Source organism: Nonomuraea sp. B1E8 (assembly GCF_039871515.1).
Lineage (GTDB): Bacteria > Actinomycetota > Actinomycetes > Streptosporangiales > Streptosporangiaceae > Nonomuraea.
The window spans coordinates 973184-990079 of sequence record NZ_JBDPLS010000001.1 but is presented as its reverse complement, the minus strand read 5'-3'; the positions used below and the strand labels follow the sequence as shown (position 1 = coordinate 990079).

Here is a 16896-nt window from a genome sequence, read left to right as displayed (position 1 = left end):
GGGGGGGAAGCACTCCACGGCTACCTGGCGTTATTCGCCGGGATAGCGCACCCCGATTTGCTCGCGTATGGCGTCCATCGTGGCCATCACCGCGACCGACTGCTCGTGGGTCATCAGCGGACTCTCCACCTCGCCCTCAGCGATCAGTCGCTCGGCTTCCGCGGCTTGGTACTGCATGCCTCTGCCGGTCACCGGCTCGTCGAACCGTTCCAGCTCCTGCCCCGCCGCGTTCTTCACGGTGACCGCCGCAGGGAAGTACCAGACCGAGCCGATCTCGATCCGGCCCTCGGTCCCGAGCACCACGGCGGTGTTGGGGCCTCTGGTCTCCATGGAGGAGTACGTCGTCGAGACGGCATCGTTCTGGTGACGCATGACCGTCGCCACACAGACATCGACGCCGGTGTCCCTCAGGATGCCGCGCCCGGTGACCTCCAGAGGATCGCCGAGGATGTCGTGGGCGAAGGACACCGGGTAGACGCCGACGTCCAGCAGGCAGCCGCCGGCGAGGTCGAGGTTGTTGAGCCGGTGGGCGGGGTCTGACGGGAGCCGCTGCGTGTGGTCCGCGTGCAGCGAACGGACCTCGCCCACGAGGCCGCGTTCGATGACCGATCTCACGTACGCCATATGCGGGAGGAAGCGCGTCCACATGGCCTCCATGACGAGGAGCCCTTTGCTGCGACCGAGCTCGAACACGGCGCGAGCTTCGGCGGCGTTGACGGTGAACGCCTTCTCGACCAGCACATGCTTGCCGTTCTCGAGGGCGGCCGTCGCGTTGGCGGCGTGGAAGTTGTGCGGGGTCGCCACGTAGACGATGTCGACGTCAGGGTCGGCCACGAGCTCGTCGTACGAACCGTGAGCGTGCTCGATGCCCCACTTCTCGGCGAAGGCACGCGCGTTGTCCGCCGACCGCGACCCGACCGCGTCGACGCGGTGGCCGTGCGCGACAAGGTCGCGGGTGAAGGCGTTGGCGATGCCCCCGGTCGCGAGGATGCCCCAGCCCACCTCGCCCTTGGACATGGGAGAAGGTCGTACGTCAGTCATGCGGTCTCTCTGTAGTCGAGGACGACCTGAAGGGCGTCCTGAGGCGTCTTGTCCAGCATGTCGAAGGCGTCCGATGCCCTCTTGGCGGGGAAGACGTGGGTGACGAGGTCGTCCAGGGCGAGCTTGCCGTCATGCGCCAGTGACAGGATCGTGCGCGACATGCGCAGGTCGCTCCAGCGGTGCTGAAGGTGCGCCGCCACCCCCGAGATCTGCGAGCAGATGATGGCGACCCGGTTGTGGTGGAACTCCTCACCCAGCTTCAGGGGCGTCGCCGGCCCCTGGAAGAACCCGCTGGCGACCACGCGGGAGTTGTAGCCGACGGTGCGGACCGCTTCCTGGAGCGCCTGGTACGCGCCGCTCATCTCGATCACGACGTCCGCTCCCCGGTTGTCGGTGGCGGCGCGAACCGCGGCGGCGACGTCGTCACTGGTCGGGTCCAGCGTCTTGTCGGCGCCGAGCCGCTCGGCGAGGGCGCGCCGCGTCGGAACCGGGTCGACGACCGTGACCCGCGCGCCGTTGAGGCGGGCCAGCTGGGCGACGATCTGGCCGGGTACGCCGGCTCCGAAAACGACCACCGACTCGCCGAGGTGGATGTCGGCGTCGAGGATCGCGTTGAAGGCGATCGCGCCGATCCGCCCGAAGACGCCCATCATCGGCTCTACGCCGGGCAGGAGCCTCTCCCTGGCGTACTCGACCGGGCGCACGACCGTCGACCGGTGCCCCCACGATCCCCAGACCAGCCTGCCGACCAGGTCCTCGTCGGTTGCGGATCCGACCGCGGCCACCCGGCCGACTTCTTCGTAACCCCAGGCGTCGATCGGGTAGGACATGGTCGAGCTGCCCGGGACGAACAGCTTGCGGGCCGGGTCCCACTCACTCGCCAGGTAGGGGTTCGTGCCCCGGTAGGCCGTCAGCTCGGTGCCGGCGGAGATCCCGGAGTACGCCGTCTCCAGCAGGACCTCCCCGGGACCCGGTGACGGGTCCTCGACCTCGATCACGTCGACCGTGCCTGGCGAGGAGAAACGTACAAGGTGTCCCACGGGCTTTCAGCTCCTCTTCAGTGTGGGTTGATCGGCGGCCAGGCGGAAGACGAGCGCCTGTTCGGGGTACAGCATGGGTCCCTGCAGCCCGACGGCCTCCAGCGCCCTGCCGGAGATGACGGGACGGTCGAGCCACCAGGAGGGCTGCCCGCTGCGGGTGCGCACGAGGGCGCCGGCCGAGAGCGGCACGGACTCGACGCGGTAGGACAGGTCCGGGTCCAGGGCTGGCAGCCTGATCCGGCCCGGCTGCGCGGCCGCGGACGTGTCGAGCGCCACGAAGGTGAAGAGTGCTCGCGTCCGGTCCCGGCTCACCACACCATGGGCCCAGTAGGCGTCGTCGGGGTAGTCGCAGTGCACCGCGGTGCCGCTGTGCAGCAGCTCGCGCTCCTGCTTGTACAGCGCCACCCACTCGCCGAGCTCCTCCAACTCCTCGGGAGAGGCGTTGCGCAGGTCCCACTCGATGCCGAAGTGGCCGAACAGGGCCGTGGCCGCCCGGAAGGCCAGGGAGTGCGTGCGGTCGGTCGTGTGGGCGGTCGGGGCGCCGACGTGGCTGCCGACCATCTCGGCCGGCAGCAGGAGACCGGTCCATCGCTGGATTCGCTGCCGTTCCAGCGGGTCGATGCAGTCGCTCGCCCACACCCGGTCGGTGCGCTGGAGCACCTCGAGGTCGACCCGGCCTCCGCCGGAGGAGCAGGACTCGATCTCGAGCCCGGGATGCCGACGGCGCAGCTCGTCCATCAGGGCGTACGCCGCCAGAGTCTGTGCGTGCACCTTCGCCTCGCCGGTACGGCGGTCGCCGGCTTCGACCAGGTCGCGGTTGTGGTCCCACTTGATGTAGTCGATCCGGTACTCAGCGATGAGCGCGCTGATCGACTCGAGCACGTGGTCGAAGGCGTCCGGAATGGCGAGGTTGAGCACGTGCTGGTGGCGGCCCGTGAGGGGGAGGCGTCCGTCGCCCGGTGCCAGGATCCACTCGGGATGCGCGCGGGCGAGCTCCGAGTCATCGTTGACCATCTCCGGCTCGAACCAGAGCCCGAACTGCATGCCCAGGCTCCGGACAGCCTCGACCAGGGAGTGGAGGCCCTTCGGCCAGATGGCGGGATCGACCTGCCAGTCACCGAGCCCCTTCCGGTCATCACGGCGGCCGAGGAACCAGCCGTCGTCGAGGACGAAGCGTTCGGCTCCCACCTTGCTGCCAAGCGTCGCCAGCTCGATCAGAGTGTCCACATCGTGGTCGAAGTAGACCGCTTCCCAGGTGTTGAGGACGACGGGCCTCGGCGAGGCCGGATGGGTGGCCCGCGCCCGGAGATGCTGGTGGAAGGCGGCGGCGACCGCATCGAGCCCGTTGCCGTGGACGGCGTACAGCCAGGGTGTCGTGTAGGTGTTGCCAGGCTCGAGGGTCACCTCACCGGGAAGGAGGACCTCGCCGCCGCCGAGAAGGCGTAGCCCGTTGAGGCCGAGCTCCGCGAACGTGACGTGGTTGCCGCTCCAGGCGGTGTGAACGGCCCACACTTCTCCACGCCGGAAGCCGAAGTCGGTCGTTCCCGCCACGAGCAGGAAGCTCGCGTCGGAGCCCGTGCGGCCGCGGCGGCCCTCGCGTACGTGTGTGCCGGCGTGGAAGGGATGCCGCTGAGGGGAGCGCTCTCGCAGGTGGCGCCCGGTGAAGTCGAGAATCTCCTGCGCCTCAGCAGGGACCGGGAGCACCAGGCGCATGGCATCAACCGTGAAGGTCCCGCTCTCCGCGGTGTTGGTCAAGGCCGCCCGCAGGCGCGCGACTCCTTCGGCGGACAACTCGATGGTCGTCGTCAGGGCGAGTTGTACGGCCTCGTCGACCGCCCGGCTCACGAGCACCTGACCTTGGTCCGGCCGGCCGGACAGCTCGTGTCCAGTGGCGACGAACTGCGTGCTGAAGGCGGTCCCGTTCCGATGTCCCTCCAGGCCAGGGGTGCCCATCCAGCCGGCCGACTGCTCGGGCAGCACGGCGGGGTGCCGGTGCTGCCCGGGCAGTCCGTCCGCTCCGAACTGCGCCTCGCTCAGGGTGGCGAGGAACCGTTCGTGGGCGGGGTTGTCGTCCAGCCGCGCCCCCCAGTGCAGAACCCGCGGCACGCCCGAGCTGACGTCGACCACGAGGGACGTGGCCGCGGCGGTCAGCGTGTGAACCCGGACGGACCCGGCCGTCGACAAACTCATGTGCGCTCCAGTTATAATTTCACTGCGAAACTATAACTGGACAGCATGCCACACGGATCGCCGGTGGACGACCCCCTGTTCCGGGGCGGTCGGACCAGGCCTCGGATCAGGAGGATCAATGCGCCCGGACCTGCCTGCCGCGTCGAAGGCGGTCGCCATCGACGTTCTCGTGCACGGTGCCCAATCCCGGGCCCAGCTCGCGAAGAAGACCGGTCTGTCGGCGCCGACGCTGACCCGCCTTGTGCGGCCGCTGCTCGAGGCGGGTGTCCTGGTGGAGTCCGAGTCCGTGCGCACGACCGGTCGCGGGCGGTCGTCGGTCCTCCTCGATGTCGTCGCTGACGACCACCGGTACGTCGGCGTGAAGCTCACCAGGGAGTCGATCTACGCGGTGCTCACGAACCTCCGGGCCGAGGTGCTGGCCAGCGAGACGTTGCCCGAGCCGTCGCTGAACGTGCCGGACGTCGTGTCCTCCGTCGCCGGCGTCGTCTCCCGGATGGAGGAGAAAGCCGGCCGGCCCGTGAGGGGCGTCGGCGTGACCGTGGGTGGACGGGTGGCCAAGGGCGAGACCGTGGCTGACTCGCCGTTCCTGGACTGGCACGAGGTGCCGTTCCGTACGTTGCTCGCCGAGCGGGTCGAGGCCCCATTGTTCCTGGCCAACGACGTGGTGGGTCTCACGATGGCGCAGCAGTGGTTCGGCTATGGGCGCACGTATCCGGACTTCGCCTTGCTGACGGTCGGTGCCGGTGTGGGGTACGGGCTCGTGATCAACCACGAACTCGTCCCGACCTTAGTCAGCCCGATCGGCCACCTGCCTGTCGATCCGCATGGGCCGCTGTGCCCCGCCGGCCATCGCGGCTGCATGACGGCCCTCGTGACCTCTGGTGCGATGGCCCACACCGTCTCCCTCGCGCGCGGGCGGCTCACCACCTACGACGAGGTGCTCGAGCTCGCCGAAGCCGGTGACCCGGCGGCTGCGCGCGTCGTCGCCGAGGCGGCACACGCTGTCGGCCGCGCGACGGCAGCCATCACCGCGCTGACCGGAGTCGACCGCATCATCCTGTCCGGAGAAGGCGTGCGGCTTGTCGAGATCGCGCCTGACAGCCTGCGCGCCGGCCGCGCCGAATACGCCGACGAGCAGGTCAGCGTGTTGGATCCGGTGATCCGGTCGATGGACTTCCTGGAATGGGCTCGGGGAGCGGCAGTAGTTGCGATCAAAGCCGGCTTTCCCTGAGGTTTGATGAGCGCCCTCTTGACTGCATAATTTCGCGATGAAATTATGTCGGCCCGGATCGCGTCCCATGTGACATAACAGGGCACGCTTACCGAGAGGCTCACGCATGCACATCCCACCCCTTAGGATTCTGGCCGCCGCCGCGGCGTGCCTTCTGGCGGCCGCGTGCACCGGAGGGGTTTCCCCCTCCTCCGACGACAACGACTCCAAGTCGCTCAAGTACCTCATCGAGGAGCCGGAGGACGCGGAAGCTCTGAAGGCCCTCAAGGAGACCATCGCTGGCTTCGAGAAGAAGTCGGGCATCGACGTGAAGGTCACCACGCTGCCCTTCGACAACATGCGCACGGTCCTGCAGACCCAGCTCCGTTCCGGTGAAGGGCCCGACGTGTTCAGCTGGGGCTCAGGGCCGAGCTTCGGCGGGGCGCTCGTCAAGGCCGGTCTGGTGCAGGATCTGACCGCCGCATACAAGAAGTACGACTGGAAAACCTTCGACTTCGCCAAGGAGCGAGTCACCTACGACGGGAAGGTCTACGGGATCCCGGGGGAGCTCGAGACCATCGGTCTCTTCTACAACAAGAAGATCTTCGCCGATCTCAGGCTCGCCCAGCCGCAGAACCTGGATGACCTCAAGAAGGCCGCGGAGAAGATCCGCGTGGCCGGCAAGGTGCCGATGGCTGTCGGCGACAAGGAAGCCTGGGAGGGCGGACACCTCCTCAGCATGGCCCTTTCGAGCGCGATCGGCGGGGACGGGATGGAGGCCCTGTTCAGCGGCAAGAAGTCCTGGGACTCCCCGGAGGTCACGGCGGCGCTGCAACTGTGGGCGGACTTCAACAAGGCGGGGTATCTTCCCAAGTCACCCACCTCGGTGGACTACGACACCTCGACCGCGATGTTCTTCTCCGGTGAAGCCGCCATGATCCCTACCGGCAGCTGGCTGGTCGGCGAAATCGACGACCAGGCGGACTTCGAGGTCGGGTACATCCCCTTCCCCGCGCCCGATGGTCCCGGAATCTTCACCGGTGGCCTGGGCTCCGGGCCCTGGATCTCCGCGACCGCGTCGAACAAGGAAGCCGCGGAGAAGTTCCTCACCTTCCTCCAGTCCGAGGAGCACGGCCGCTGGACGGTCGAGAACCTGCACACGATCCCCCCGAGGCCCATGGACACCGCCGACCTCAACGTCTCGCCCTTGTTGACCCAGGTGCTGGACGACACCGCCAAGGTGGGCGCAGGCGGCGACTTCGGCCACAACATCGACGTGATGGTCTCCGACACTCTCAGCGAGGCGATGTACGACGGTGTGCAGGCTGTCCTCACCGGTCAGCAGACCGCTGAGGAAGTCGCCGCGAGTCTCAAGGCAGCGGCAGAGCAGTGAACACAGGCGCTTCGACCAAGGCGACAGCTCCAGCACCGACGACGGCGCCGGAACGGGGGACGCCGACCCGTCGCCGGCCCTGGCGAACCATCAAGGCGGACACTCCGCGCGTCACCCGCAGGGCGCAGGCGCGGCTGGGTGTCTTCATGGTGGCTCCGCTGATCGCCATGGTGGCAGTCTTTCTGCTGCTGCCCATGGCGAGCGCGATCTACTACGTCTTCGTCGACTTCAATGGCTTCGACCCCACCCCGCCATGGATCGGATTGTCCAACTTCACCGAGCTGGCGCAGGACCCGGACGTATGGGCCGCGTTCAAGAACAACGTCATCTGGATCGTCATCGGAACGTCCTCTCCCATCGTGTTCGGGCTGGGACTCGCCGTGCTGGTATGGAACGTCCGACGAGCGAGCGTGCTCTACCGGATCGCGTTCTTCCTGCCGTTCGTGCTGCCACAGGTGGCCGTCGGTGTCGTCTGGGGCTGGATCTACGAACCCTCGCGAGGCTGGCTCAACCGTGTCCTCGAAACGGTGGGGCTGGGGTCGCTCGCCAAGGGGTGGCTCGGTGACCCGGACACCGCGCTGTACGCCGTACTCGGCACCGCGATCTGGGCCACCGTCGGCTTCGTCTTCATCATCTTCCTGTCGGCGTTGCGGAACGTCGACATCGACCTCGTCGACGCCGCCCGCCTTGACGGGGCGAACGGCTTCCAGCGGCTGCGCCACATCATTCTTCCGCAGATCATGCCGGTGTTCCTCATGGTCACCACCATCACTCTGCTGGGTGGTTTCAGCGTCTTCGACATCATCTTCGTCATGACCGGCGGCGGTCCGGCCGGTGCCACGGAGGTGCTCGGGACCTACGCCTACAGCAGCGCATTCCAGCTCAACCGGATCTCCTACGGCACCACGCTCGCGCTGGTCATCACGGTGATATCCATCCCGTTCGCCGTCTGGATGAACCGGTTGCAACGCAAGCTCTCACTCCAAGGAATGGGCGCATGAGCTACCACTCCGCTGGATCCAGCACGCGCGGTCGCCTCCTGCTGACCGGCAAGCACCTTCTCCTGCTCGGCCTGTCCGCGCTGATGCTCTTCCCCCTGGTGTTGACGGTCTCCACGGCGCTGAAGACCGGCCACGACGTGAAGGTGAACCCCTTCGGTCTGTTCTCGTCGTTCTCCACCGAGAACATCGAGAAGGCCTGGACGGTCGGGGACTTCGGCAGCTACGTGGTCAACAGCTTCCTGCTGTCGGTGCCGAGCACGCTCCTCGTCGTGGTGCTCTCGACGATGGCCGGATACGCGTTCGCGCGACTGCCGTTCCCAGGGCGAAGCCTCCTGTTCTACCTGGTGGTCCTGGGCCTGCTCGTGCCGTTCTTCACCTACATGATCCCGCTGTACTTCCAGCTCCGCAGCATGGGACTGCTGGACAGCCTGCTCGGGGTCAACCTGGTGCTGGCCAGCACGGGCCTGTCATTCGGCACGTTCTTCATGCGCGCGTTCTTCTCCGACCTCCCTGTCGAGCTGGACCAGGCCGCGCGCATGGACGGTGCCTCCGAGTGGCAGATCTTCCTGAAGGTGATTCTCCCTCTGGTCAGTTCGGGAATCGGCGCACTCGCCGTGTTCACTTTCCTGCAGAACTGGAACAACTTTTTGGTGCCGCTGCTGTACATCCCCAGCGGTGAGTACCGGCCGCTGACGACGGGCCTGTACCTCTTCCTCGGGGGGCGCTCCATCGACATCGGGCCGCTGGCGGCGGGCACGTTGATCACCATTTTGCCCGTCGTAGTGCTGTTCGTCGCGATGCAGAAGCAGGTCACCCAGGGCTTCCTGTCCGGGGCCATCAAGGGCTGACCCGACCCCTCCCCATTCCTTCGAGCTAGGACGCAACGTGCACGACGTACTTGACCCGCGCGACCTCGTCCCCGACGAGGCCGAGCAGCTTGCCCTCAGCGGGTATCAGGTCGGTGGCCTGGGGGCCGCTGCCCGCGAAGCGGCGACCGAGGGCGACCTCGCCGGGCTGGCCGAGGTGCGGACGCGGTTGGCGGAGCTCGAACGGGACCCCGGCTGGGACTTCGAGGAGCCGGAAGACGACCGCGTGCTGCTGGAGCACGCCGCCACAGTATCGCCGGTCGAAGCCGACCGAGAGCTACTGCCGGGCCGGATCCACGGTGCCTGGCTGGGCCGCGCGGTGGGCAACACGCTCGGCAAGCCGGTGGAAGGCCTGACCCGCGCCGAGATCGCGACCTACCTTCGCGCCGCGGGGCAGTGGCCGCAGACCGGGTACCTCCCCCTGCTGGACCCGTTGCCCGAAGGAGTCGGCGCGTTGCATCTGTCCGCGCCGGTCGCGACGGCCGGTCGCTTCGTCGACGTGCCCCGCGACGACGACATCGACTGGACGATTCTGGCCCTGCACGTCCTGGAGACACACGGAGCCGGCTTCACCACGGAGCAGGTCGCGGCCACGTGGCTGGACAGGGTGCCGTTCACCCAGACCTACACCGCCGAGCGGGCGGCGTACCGCAACCTGATCGGTGGTCTGCGCCCGCCCGCCACCGCGACCACCGACAATCCGTACCGGGAGTGGATCGGGGCGCTCATCCGGGGCGACGCCTTCGGCTACGTCTCGCCAGGCGATCCCGCGGGCGCGGCTCGCCTGGCGCTCGTGGACGCCCGGCTGAGCCACACGGCCAACGGCAAGTACGGCGAGATGTGGGCGGCCGCGCTCGTTGCCGCGGCGCTCGCCGTCGACAGCGTTCAGCAGGCTTTTCGCCACGCGCTGTCTGTGGTGCCGCCCCGGTCCAGGCTCCATTCCGCCCTCGCTCATGTGCTCTCGCTGCGCGAGCAGGGTGCCGGGCGAGAGGAGGCGCTTGACTGGGTGGACGAGGCACTGGGCGACTACCCCTGGGTGCACACGGTCAACAACGCGGCGCTCATCTCGATCGGCCTGCTGTGGGGTGGGCACTTCATGGACGCGATCGGCATCACCATCTCGGGCGGTCGTGACACCGACTCCAATGCCGCGACGGTCGGTAGCGTCTACGGTGCCCTGCACGGGCGGGACGGCATCCCGCCGGAGCTGGTCGGGACCACGCATGTTCACGTCCGAAGCGCCGTACGCGACTTCGACCGCATCACTATCGCCGAGTTGGCCGCCCGGACTGCGCGACTCGCGAGCACATTCGCGCCGCGGTGAAAGCCGGATCGCCTATGTCGTCCGGATGTGCTCAGACCGTCAGGAGAGGTCGATGCGGCTCAGCTCGCGCCGGGAGCGGATGCCGAGCTTGCGGAAGGCGCGGTAGAGATGGTGCTCGACCGTGCGCGGGCTGAGGAAGAGCTGGGCGGCGATCTCCCGGCTGGTGTCGCCGTCGGCTGCCAGACGGACGACCTGGAGCTCTTGTGAGGTGAGCCGCTCCACGGGGTTGGCGGCCGTGGGCTCGGCCCGCGTCAGGGTCTCCCCGGTCGCGTGCAGTTCCGCCCGCGCCCGTTCGGCCCACGGCGTGGCGTGCAGCCGCTCGAAGACGGTGAGAGCCGAGCGCAGCGGCACCCGGGCGTCGCTGCGCCGCTTGGCCCTTCGCAGCCACTCGCCGTAGAGCAGTTGGGTGCGTGCCTGTTCGAACGGCCGGCCCGCGTCCTCGTGTGCCTCGAGCGCGCGCAGGTAGTGGGCCTCGTCGTCGGTGACCAGGGCCCGGCAGCGGGCGCTCACCGCCTGTGCCCATCGCTGTTCTCCGGCGAGCGCCCATGCTTCCAGGCGGCGCAGGGGCTCGGCCGCCCGTTCGGGCTCGCCGAGCCGGACGGCCGCCTCCACCTGGTCGGCGCCGGCGCTGATCAGGCCGGAGGCGTGCCGCAGCGGGCCGCGGGCGGCCGCCTCCAGACGGTCGAGCGCTGCGGCATGGCGGCCCAGTCCGAGGTCGAGCAGGCTCAGCGCGGTGGTGCCCGCCATGCCGCCGGTGTTGGGCTCGTCCCCGGCCAGCTGGAGGCAGCGCTCCTCGTCGCCTTCGATGGCGGCGACCCGCGCCAGCACGGAGTTGAGCCTCGGCACGCGGTGCTCCAGCCCGATGTCGCGGACCAGCTGGACGGCTTCGGCGACGGACGCCTCGGCCTCGCGGTGCCGGCCCTCCTGCACCTGCACGCCGGCGAGGTCCTGGAGCACCTGCGGCAGCGCGCCGACGAGGCCGTGCCGGCGGCAGCGGGCCACCTCGGCCTGTGCCAGCTCCGTGGCGGCGGCGTCCGCACCGATGATCATCGCGCAGAACGCGCCCCATGCCATCGTCAGGACCTCGTCATCGGGCCGCCACCGGTGCGCGCCCGAAGGGAGATCCCGCGCCGCGCGCCACGCGTCCGGCGCCGCCCGCCGGGCGCCGGCCACGAACTCCGCGAGCAACGGCAACCCCTGCGCGTAGTCCTCTCGTACGAGAGCCGCCATCCCGGACACCATCGGGTCGTGCCGCCCCAGCGCGCACAGCCGCTCGGCCGCGTCGAGAATGGCCTGCCGGTCGCCGCAGAACCACCCGTAACCGGCGCCGGCGCGCAACATCAGCGCGGCCTGCTCCGGGCCGGCGTCCGACGAACGTTCGACCAGCACCCGGGCCGCCAGCCGCCGTTCGCCCAGCTCGAACTCCACCGCCGCCCGTACCGGTGCCAGCACCGCCGGCGACTTCGGGCCGGCGACCAGCCACTCGGCCTGCCCGACCAGGTTCGCGGCCTGGTGGGCGTGTCCCGCGGACAGCGCCAGCCAGGCCGCCTCGCCCAGCCGCGCCGCCCGTACTCGCGGTTCCGGGGTGAGCTGCGCGGCCTGCTCGTACAGGCCGGCCGCGGCGGCGTACGCGGTGCGGCCGCGGGCGCGCTCAGCCGCGCGAGTGATCTCTTCGGCGACCTTCTCGTCCGGGGACGTCGTGGCGGCGGCGAGATGCCGGGCCCGGCAGTCGTCGTCGGTGGCCGCGCGCGCCAGTGCCTCGTGTACGAGGATCCGCTGCGCCAGCGGCGCTCCCTGATATGCGGCGGTGCTGATCAGCGGATGCCGGAACGTCACGACCGCGGCGGTGACGTCGACCAGCCCGGCCTGCTCGGCCTCCGCCAGGTCGTCCAGGCCGACGCCCAACGTCTCGGCCGCGCTCAGCAGGGTGGGCAGATGCCCGCGCGCCTCGGCGGCGGCCGTCAGCATCATCAGGCGGGTCCTGTCCGGGAGGACGGAGATCCGTGACCGGTACGCGGCCAGCACCCGGTCCGGGACGGGCATCGGCCCGGCCGCCGAATGGTAGGGCCGCTGCGCCACGGAGAACTCCATCAACGCCAGCGGGTTGCCCGCCGACTCGTCGATCACCTGCTCCCGTACGGCCGGTGTGAGCCCCCGGTCCGCCAGCAACGATGCCGCGTCCGCCGGGGACAGGCGCGAGAGTCGCGTCTCGGGCAGCCCTGTCGCGGTGAAGCCCTCCTCCCGCGCGGCGAACAGGATCGCCACCCCATCGGCGCTGAGGCGGCGGGCGGCGAAGCGCAGCGCGTCGGCGCTCGCCTGGTCGAGCCACTGCGCGTCGTCCACCAGGCAGAGCAGCGGGCTCTCCTCGGCCACCTCCGCGAGGAGGGTCAGCACGGCCAGCCCGGACAGGAACCGGTCCGGTGCGCCCTGCCGTCCGTCGTCCAGCGCGAGAACCGCGCGCAGCGCGTCGGCCTGAGGGCCGGGCAACGCGCCGATCCGGTCCTGCACGGGCCAGAGGAACTGCACCAGGCCGGCGAAGGCCAGGTCGGCCTCGGCCTCGATGCCGGTGACCCGCAACGTCCGCAGGCCCGCCTGTTGCGCGTAGCCGGCGGCCCAGTCCAGGAGCGCGGATTTGCCGATCCCGGGCTCTCCGCGCAGCACGTGGCCACCGCTGCGTCCGGCGCGCGCGGCATCGACGAGGGCCTGGATGGAGGCCTGCTCGACTGACCTGCCGTACAGCACCCAGAGCCCCCGATCCGTACGTACGTACGCCGACCACCCGTACGTAATCACGGTAACCTTACCGATTCGGCCCGTAAGCGCTCGTTCCTACCGTCGAGGCATGAACGAACTGCTGCAACCTGTGACCGTAGGCCGGCTGGACCTGTCCAACCGCCTTCTCATGGCCCCGATGACCCGCAGCCGCGCCTTCCGCGACGGCCTGGTGGACGAGCTGACCGCGGAGTACTACGGTCAGCGCGCCGGCGCCGGGCTGATCATCACCGAGGGCACGCAGCCCTGCGTGCTCGGACAGGGGTACATCGACACGCCGGGCCTGCACACGCCGGAGCAGGCCGAGGCCTGGCGGCGGGTCACCGACGAGGTGCACCGGCGTGGTGGGCGGATCTTCGTGCAGCTCATGAACGCGGGGCGGATCGGGCACCCCTACCTGTACCCGGGAGGCGAGCTGCCGCTGGCGCCGTCGCCGATCCCCTCAGGTGAGCGGCTCTACACCCCCGACGGGCTGCTCGACCTGCCCACCCCGCGAGAGATGACCATGGAGGACATCGCCCGGAGCATCGAGGAGTTCGTGGCCTCGGCCAGGTACGCGATGGCCGCCGGATTCGACGGGGTCGAGCTGCACGGGGCGAGCGGATACCTCATCCACCAGTTCCTGTCGGACAACACCAACCGGCGTACCGACGCCTACGGCGGAACGGTGGAGCGGCGCATCAGGTTCGCCGAGGAGGTCGTACGCGCGGTGAGCGACGCCATCGGCCCGGCCCGCACCGGGATCCGCGTCTCGCCCGGCATCACCTACAACGGCATGGACGAGAGCGACTCCGAGGTGCTCTACACCGAGCTGGCCCGCGCGCTGGCTCCCTACGGCCTGGCCTACCTGCACGTCTCGGAGAACGACACGCGCGACATCACCAAGCTGCTGCGCGCCGAGTGGCCGGGGACGCTCGTGCTCAACCCCCATCCCAGAGACGGGGACGGAGCCGCGACCGTCGAGGAGGGCACGGAGGCGCTGCGCTCCGGGCTCGCCGACGCGATCTCGTTCGGCAGGCTCTGGCTGGCCAACCCCGACCTGCACGTACGTGTCGCCGCCGGCGGACCGTACAACGAGGCCGACCCCGCCACCTTCTACGGCGGCGACCACCGCGGGTACACGGACTACCCGGCGCTCACCGCGTCGGTCGCCCCATGAGCGCGCACCCGGCGACCGGCGACCTCCGTCCCGCCGCCTCGCACCCGGCCCGCGGGATTCCTGGAGCGTGGCTGGCGATGATGGCCGGCCCGTTGTCCTTCGGGATCGCCGGGCCCAGCCTGATCCTGGCCGACACGGCGTACGACCTGGGTGTCACGATCGGCGCGGTGACCTGGATCGTCACCGCCTTCGGGTGGGCGATCGCGGTGGGGACCCCGCTGATGGCCGGCCTGCAGCGCCGCCGGGGCGCTCGTACGGCGCTGCTCGCGGGCGCCGCGCTCGTGCTGCTGGGCGCGGCGCTGGTGGTGGTCGCCCCGGCGTTGCCGTTCCTCGTGGCCGGTAGCGCGCTGCAGGGACTGGGCACCGCCGGCCTCACCACCATCGCGATGAGCATCGCCGGCTCACCACGCACGATGGGGCTGGTCGCGGCGTCGCTGGCGACAGTGGGGGCGGCCTCGCCGCTCGCCGGTGACGTGGTCGCGGGCACGCTCGGCTGGAGGGCTACGCTGGCGCTCCCCGCGCTCAGTGTGATCGCCGTGCCGTTCGTGTTGCGCCGGCGGCCGGTCACGCCGCTGTCCGGCACGACGTTCGACCTGGCCGGGGCCGTGCTGCTGACCGCACTGGTCACGGCGCTGGTGTTCGTGCCGCACGCGTGGTTGCCCGCGGGCGGCGCGGCGGTGGCCGCCGGGGTGCTGCTCGCGCTGCGCCTGCGCGCCCGGCCGGACGGGTTCGTGCCGGTGGAGGTCGTGTGCGCTCCGACGTTCCTGGTCGCGGCCGGGCTGGCGTTCCTGCTGGCGGTCGTCAACTTCGGGATGATGTACGCGCTGCCGCCGCTGCTCGTCCAGAACGCGGGCTGGAGCAGCGGGCAGGTGGGGCTGGCCATCACCTGGCCGCTGCTGTTCGGCGGCCTCGCGTCCTACCTGATGATCATGCTCACCGCCCGCAGCGGACTGATGGTTCCCGTCGCGCTGTTCGCCGCGCTGAGCTCGACGGGCGTGGTGCTGGCCGCCGTGAGCGGCGCCTGGGCTTTGCTCCTCGCCGCCCAGGCGCTGGCGTCACTCGCGGCGGCCTCCGGGCAGGGGTCCTTCGCGACCCGGGCCGCCGCGGCCGTGTCCGACAGGGAGCGGTCCACGGCCATGGGCCTGTTCAACCTGCTCTACCTGCTCGGCGCCGCCTTCGGCCCGGCCATCGCCACGCTGCTGGTCGGCTGACTCCCCCGTCAGCCGCAGTTGCCCCAGTAGCCGCGCCCGCCGCGTGCCACCTTGGTGCCACTGGCGTTGGCGATCTCGCCCGAGTACATCACGCACCTGCCCGCAGCCGATCGGGTGACCGTGGCGTAGGACCTGGTCCTGCCGGACGTGGACTTGCCGCCCGCTCCCTTGACGTGAAGGGTGGCCTTGACGCGCGTGCTGGTGTGGGTGTTGATGCTCTTGATGAGGGCCAGGCAGTTCCTGCCGGTCCTGTTGCTGTAGAGCAGGTAGAGGCGGCCGTACACGGCGCTGCCGGATCTGATCTCGCGCGTGCCGTCGCTCACCCGGACGTAGCCCGGCCCGCACGCCCGCTCCGGGGTGATGCCGGCCGCGGCTTGCGACGGGGTGGCGACGGCCATGCCGGCGATGGTGCAGAGCCCTGCGAGCAGCAGCGTCGTCGCAGTTCTGGGCATGCGTGTACTCCTTACATGGTCAACGATGTGTCGCCCGTGCCACTTGCGGCGAAGTGCCGATGCCTCCGGCCGGCCGTGCTGCGACCGCCGTCGACAGCCGGCACGCCGATGGCACCGAAGGGCGAGAACAACACTGTCGCAAGGCTGCTGGGGCGCTCAAGGCCGGGTATCCCACCGATTCGGCCGCGCCCGCATGGGCTGGTCACCGTCCCGGCCACCTGCGGGTGTCGTTCAGAGGGCGAAGGCTCGTTCGACGGTGCCCGAGTCAAGGCCGACGAGAAGCGCGTCAGGGAACCGGAGGTCCGCCCAGAAGCCGCCGGGTCCCCGCAGGCCGAGCCGCGCCGTCATCCAGACGGTAGACCAGGCCCCCCGGGGGCGGTCAGTCCACGCGCGCCCAGAAGTCGTACGGGTCTCGCCCGGGGCGGAATCCGTGCGCCCGCGCCATGTCCGCCGCGTCCCGGAACCCGCGGGCGACGGCTGTGGGGTCGTGGGCGTCGCTGCCGAAGGTGACCGCTTCCCCGCCTTCTTCGTGCCACCACCTGACGATGGCCGAGTGCAACGGTATGCGGGTGTTGATCTCGAGTGCCCTGCCCGACCGGGCGGTCATCCGCAGCGCGTGCCGGAACTCCTCTTCGAACATCACCGGATCGAAAGGACCGGCCTCCCGCGCCGGCCAGTAACGCATCGGGTAGTCGATGTGGGCCAGCACGGAGAACGCGTCGCTGCCGGTGACGAGGCTGACGATCTCGGCCAGGTACTGCCGTATGACGTCGGCCGCGGTCCGGCGCTCGTACAGGCCTGGTGGTTCGGCGAAGCCGTCGACGTCCGGGAGGCAGTGCAGGGAGCCGAGCACCCGGTCGAACGGCCCGGCTTCGAGCACCTTCGCGACGGCGGCGGCGTGCCAGTGGGGTTCGCCCAGTTCGAGACCGCTCAGGATGCGAAGAGCCGGGAAGCGTTCCCGGCACCGCTCGATCGCCTCCAGGTATCCGTCGGCGTCGAAGGCCGGGGGAGTCAGCAGCCCCTCCGGCGTGGCCAAGGTCGCGAGGTGGTCGTCCGGGGCGAGGGCATCAAGCGCGACCGTCCAGACCGTGTGGTCGACGTGCTCGGTGAAGGCGATCGCAGGCAGCCCGAGCTCCACCGCCCGCGCGCAGGAGCGCTCCATCGACCCTGACGGGGCGTCCCAGGACCATTCGCTGTGCACGTGGCTGTCCGCAGGCGACATCGTGAATTTCACCGC

13 protein-coding genes are annotated in these 16896 nt (G+C 70.0%); 7 read left to right on the top strand and 6 right to left on the bottom strand.

Annotated features, from left to right (window positions below):
- Nucleotides 1-30: 30 nt before the first annotated feature.
- From ABGA98_RS04630 to ABGA98_RS04620, 3 genes are read right to left on the bottom strand one after another with little or no spacing between them, the layout of a single operon-like run.
- Nucleotides 31-1041, bottom strand: coding sequence for a Gfo/Idh/MocA family oxidoreductase (locus ABGA98_RS04630; protein ID WP_347616888.1), 1011 nt, complete (start codon nucleotides 1039-1041; stop codon nucleotides 31-33).
- Nucleotides 1038-2081, bottom strand: coding sequence for a zinc-binding alcohol dehydrogenase (locus ABGA98_RS04625; protein ID WP_347616887.1), 1044 nt, complete (start codon nucleotides 2079-2081; stop codon nucleotides 1038-1040). The genes ABGA98_RS04630 and ABGA98_RS04625 overlap by 4 nt, the downstream gene beginning before the upstream one ends.
- Nucleotides 2082-2087: 6 nt before the next feature.
- On the bottom strand, nucleotides 2088-4271 hold the full coding sequence (locus tag ABGA98_RS04620; protein ID WP_347616886.1) for an alpha-galactosidase: 2184 nt from the start codon (nucleotides 4269-4271) through the stop codon (nucleotides 2088-2090).
- 118 nt (nucleotides 4272-4389) lie between these two features.
- On the opposite strand from ABGA98_RS04620, the gene ABGA98_RS04615 reads away from it, so the two are divergent.
- The 5 genes from ABGA98_RS04615 (at nucleotide 4390) to ABGA98_RS04595 (ending at nucleotide 10065) form a co-directional block, all read left to right on the top strand.
- Complete coding sequence (locus ABGA98_RS04615; RefSeq protein ID WP_347616885.1) at nucleotides 4390-5502, top strand: ROK family transcriptional regulator; 1113 nt, start codon at nucleotides 4390-4392, stop codon at nucleotides 5500-5502.
- 106 nt (nucleotides 5503-5608) lie between these two features.
- Nucleotides 5609-6874 (top strand): extracellular solute-binding protein, encoded by a 1266-nt coding sequence (locus ABGA98_RS04610; RefSeq protein ID WP_347616884.1) that lies wholly within the window; start codon nucleotides 5609-5611, stop codon nucleotides 6872-6874.
- A 146-nt stretch (nucleotides 6875-7020) separates the two neighbouring features.
- The gene (locus ABGA98_RS04605) at nucleotides 7021-7875 is read left to right on the top strand and encodes a sugar ABC transporter permease (protein ID WP_347616883.1); all 855 of its coding nucleotides are present in this window, start codon (nucleotides 7021-7023) and stop codon (nucleotides 7873-7875) included.
- The gene (locus ABGA98_RS04600; RefSeq protein ID WP_347616882.1) at nucleotides 7872-8723 is read left to right on the top strand and encodes a carbohydrate ABC transporter permease; all 852 of its coding nucleotides are present in this window, start codon (nucleotides 7872-7874) and stop codon (nucleotides 8721-8723) included. Before ABGA98_RS04605 ends, ABGA98_RS04600 begins: the two co-directional genes overlap by 4 nt.
- 37 nt (nucleotides 8724-8760) lie before the next feature.
- Nucleotides 8761-10065, top strand: a complete 1305-nt coding sequence (locus ABGA98_RS04595; protein ID WP_347616881.1) for an ADP-ribosylglycohydrolase family protein — start codon at nucleotides 8761-8763, stop codon at nucleotides 10063-10065.
- A 39-nt stretch (nucleotides 10066-10104) separates the two neighbouring features.
- Here the strand turns inward: ABGA98_RS04595 and ABGA98_RS04590 are convergent, their stop codons facing one another.
- On the bottom strand, nucleotides 10105-12858 hold the full coding sequence (locus ABGA98_RS04590; RefSeq protein WP_347616880.1) for a LuxR C-terminal-related transcriptional regulator: 2754 nt from the start codon (nucleotides 12856-12858) through the stop codon (nucleotides 10105-10107).
- Between the two features lie 49 nt (nucleotides 12859-12907).
- Between ABGA98_RS04590 and ABGA98_RS04585 the strand changes: the two genes are divergently transcribed.
- Together ABGA98_RS04585 and ABGA98_RS04580 are read left to right on the top strand one after the other, a co-directional pair.
- Nucleotides 12908-13996 carry an alkene reductase gene (locus tag ABGA98_RS04585; protein ID WP_347616879.1) on the top strand — a complete coding sequence of 363 codons (1089 nt, stop codon included), beginning with the start codon at nucleotides 12908-12910 and terminating at the stop codon, nucleotides 13994-13996.
- Complete coding sequence (locus tag ABGA98_RS04580) at nucleotides 13993-15207, top strand: MFS transporter (RefSeq protein WP_347616878.1); 1215 nt, start codon at nucleotides 13993-13995, stop codon at nucleotides 15205-15207. Before ABGA98_RS04585 ends, ABGA98_RS04580 begins: the two co-directional genes overlap by 4 nt.
- A gap of 8 nt (nucleotides 15208-15215) precedes the next feature.
- Here the strand turns inward: ABGA98_RS04580 and ABGA98_RS04575 are convergent, their stop codons facing one another.
- Both ABGA98_RS04575 and ABGA98_RS04570 read right to left on the bottom strand, forming a co-directional pair.
- Nucleotides 15216-15659, bottom strand: coding sequence for a hypothetical protein (locus ABGA98_RS04575; protein WP_347616877.1), 444 nt, complete (start codon nucleotides 15657-15659; stop codon nucleotides 15216-15218).
- 379 nt (nucleotides 15660-16038) lie between these two features.
- Complete coding sequence (locus ABGA98_RS04570; protein WP_347616876.1) at nucleotides 16039-16893, bottom strand: PHP domain-containing protein; 855 nt, start codon at nucleotides 16891-16893, stop codon at nucleotides 16039-16041.
- Between the last annotated feature and the right edge of the window lie 3 nt (nucleotides 16894-16896).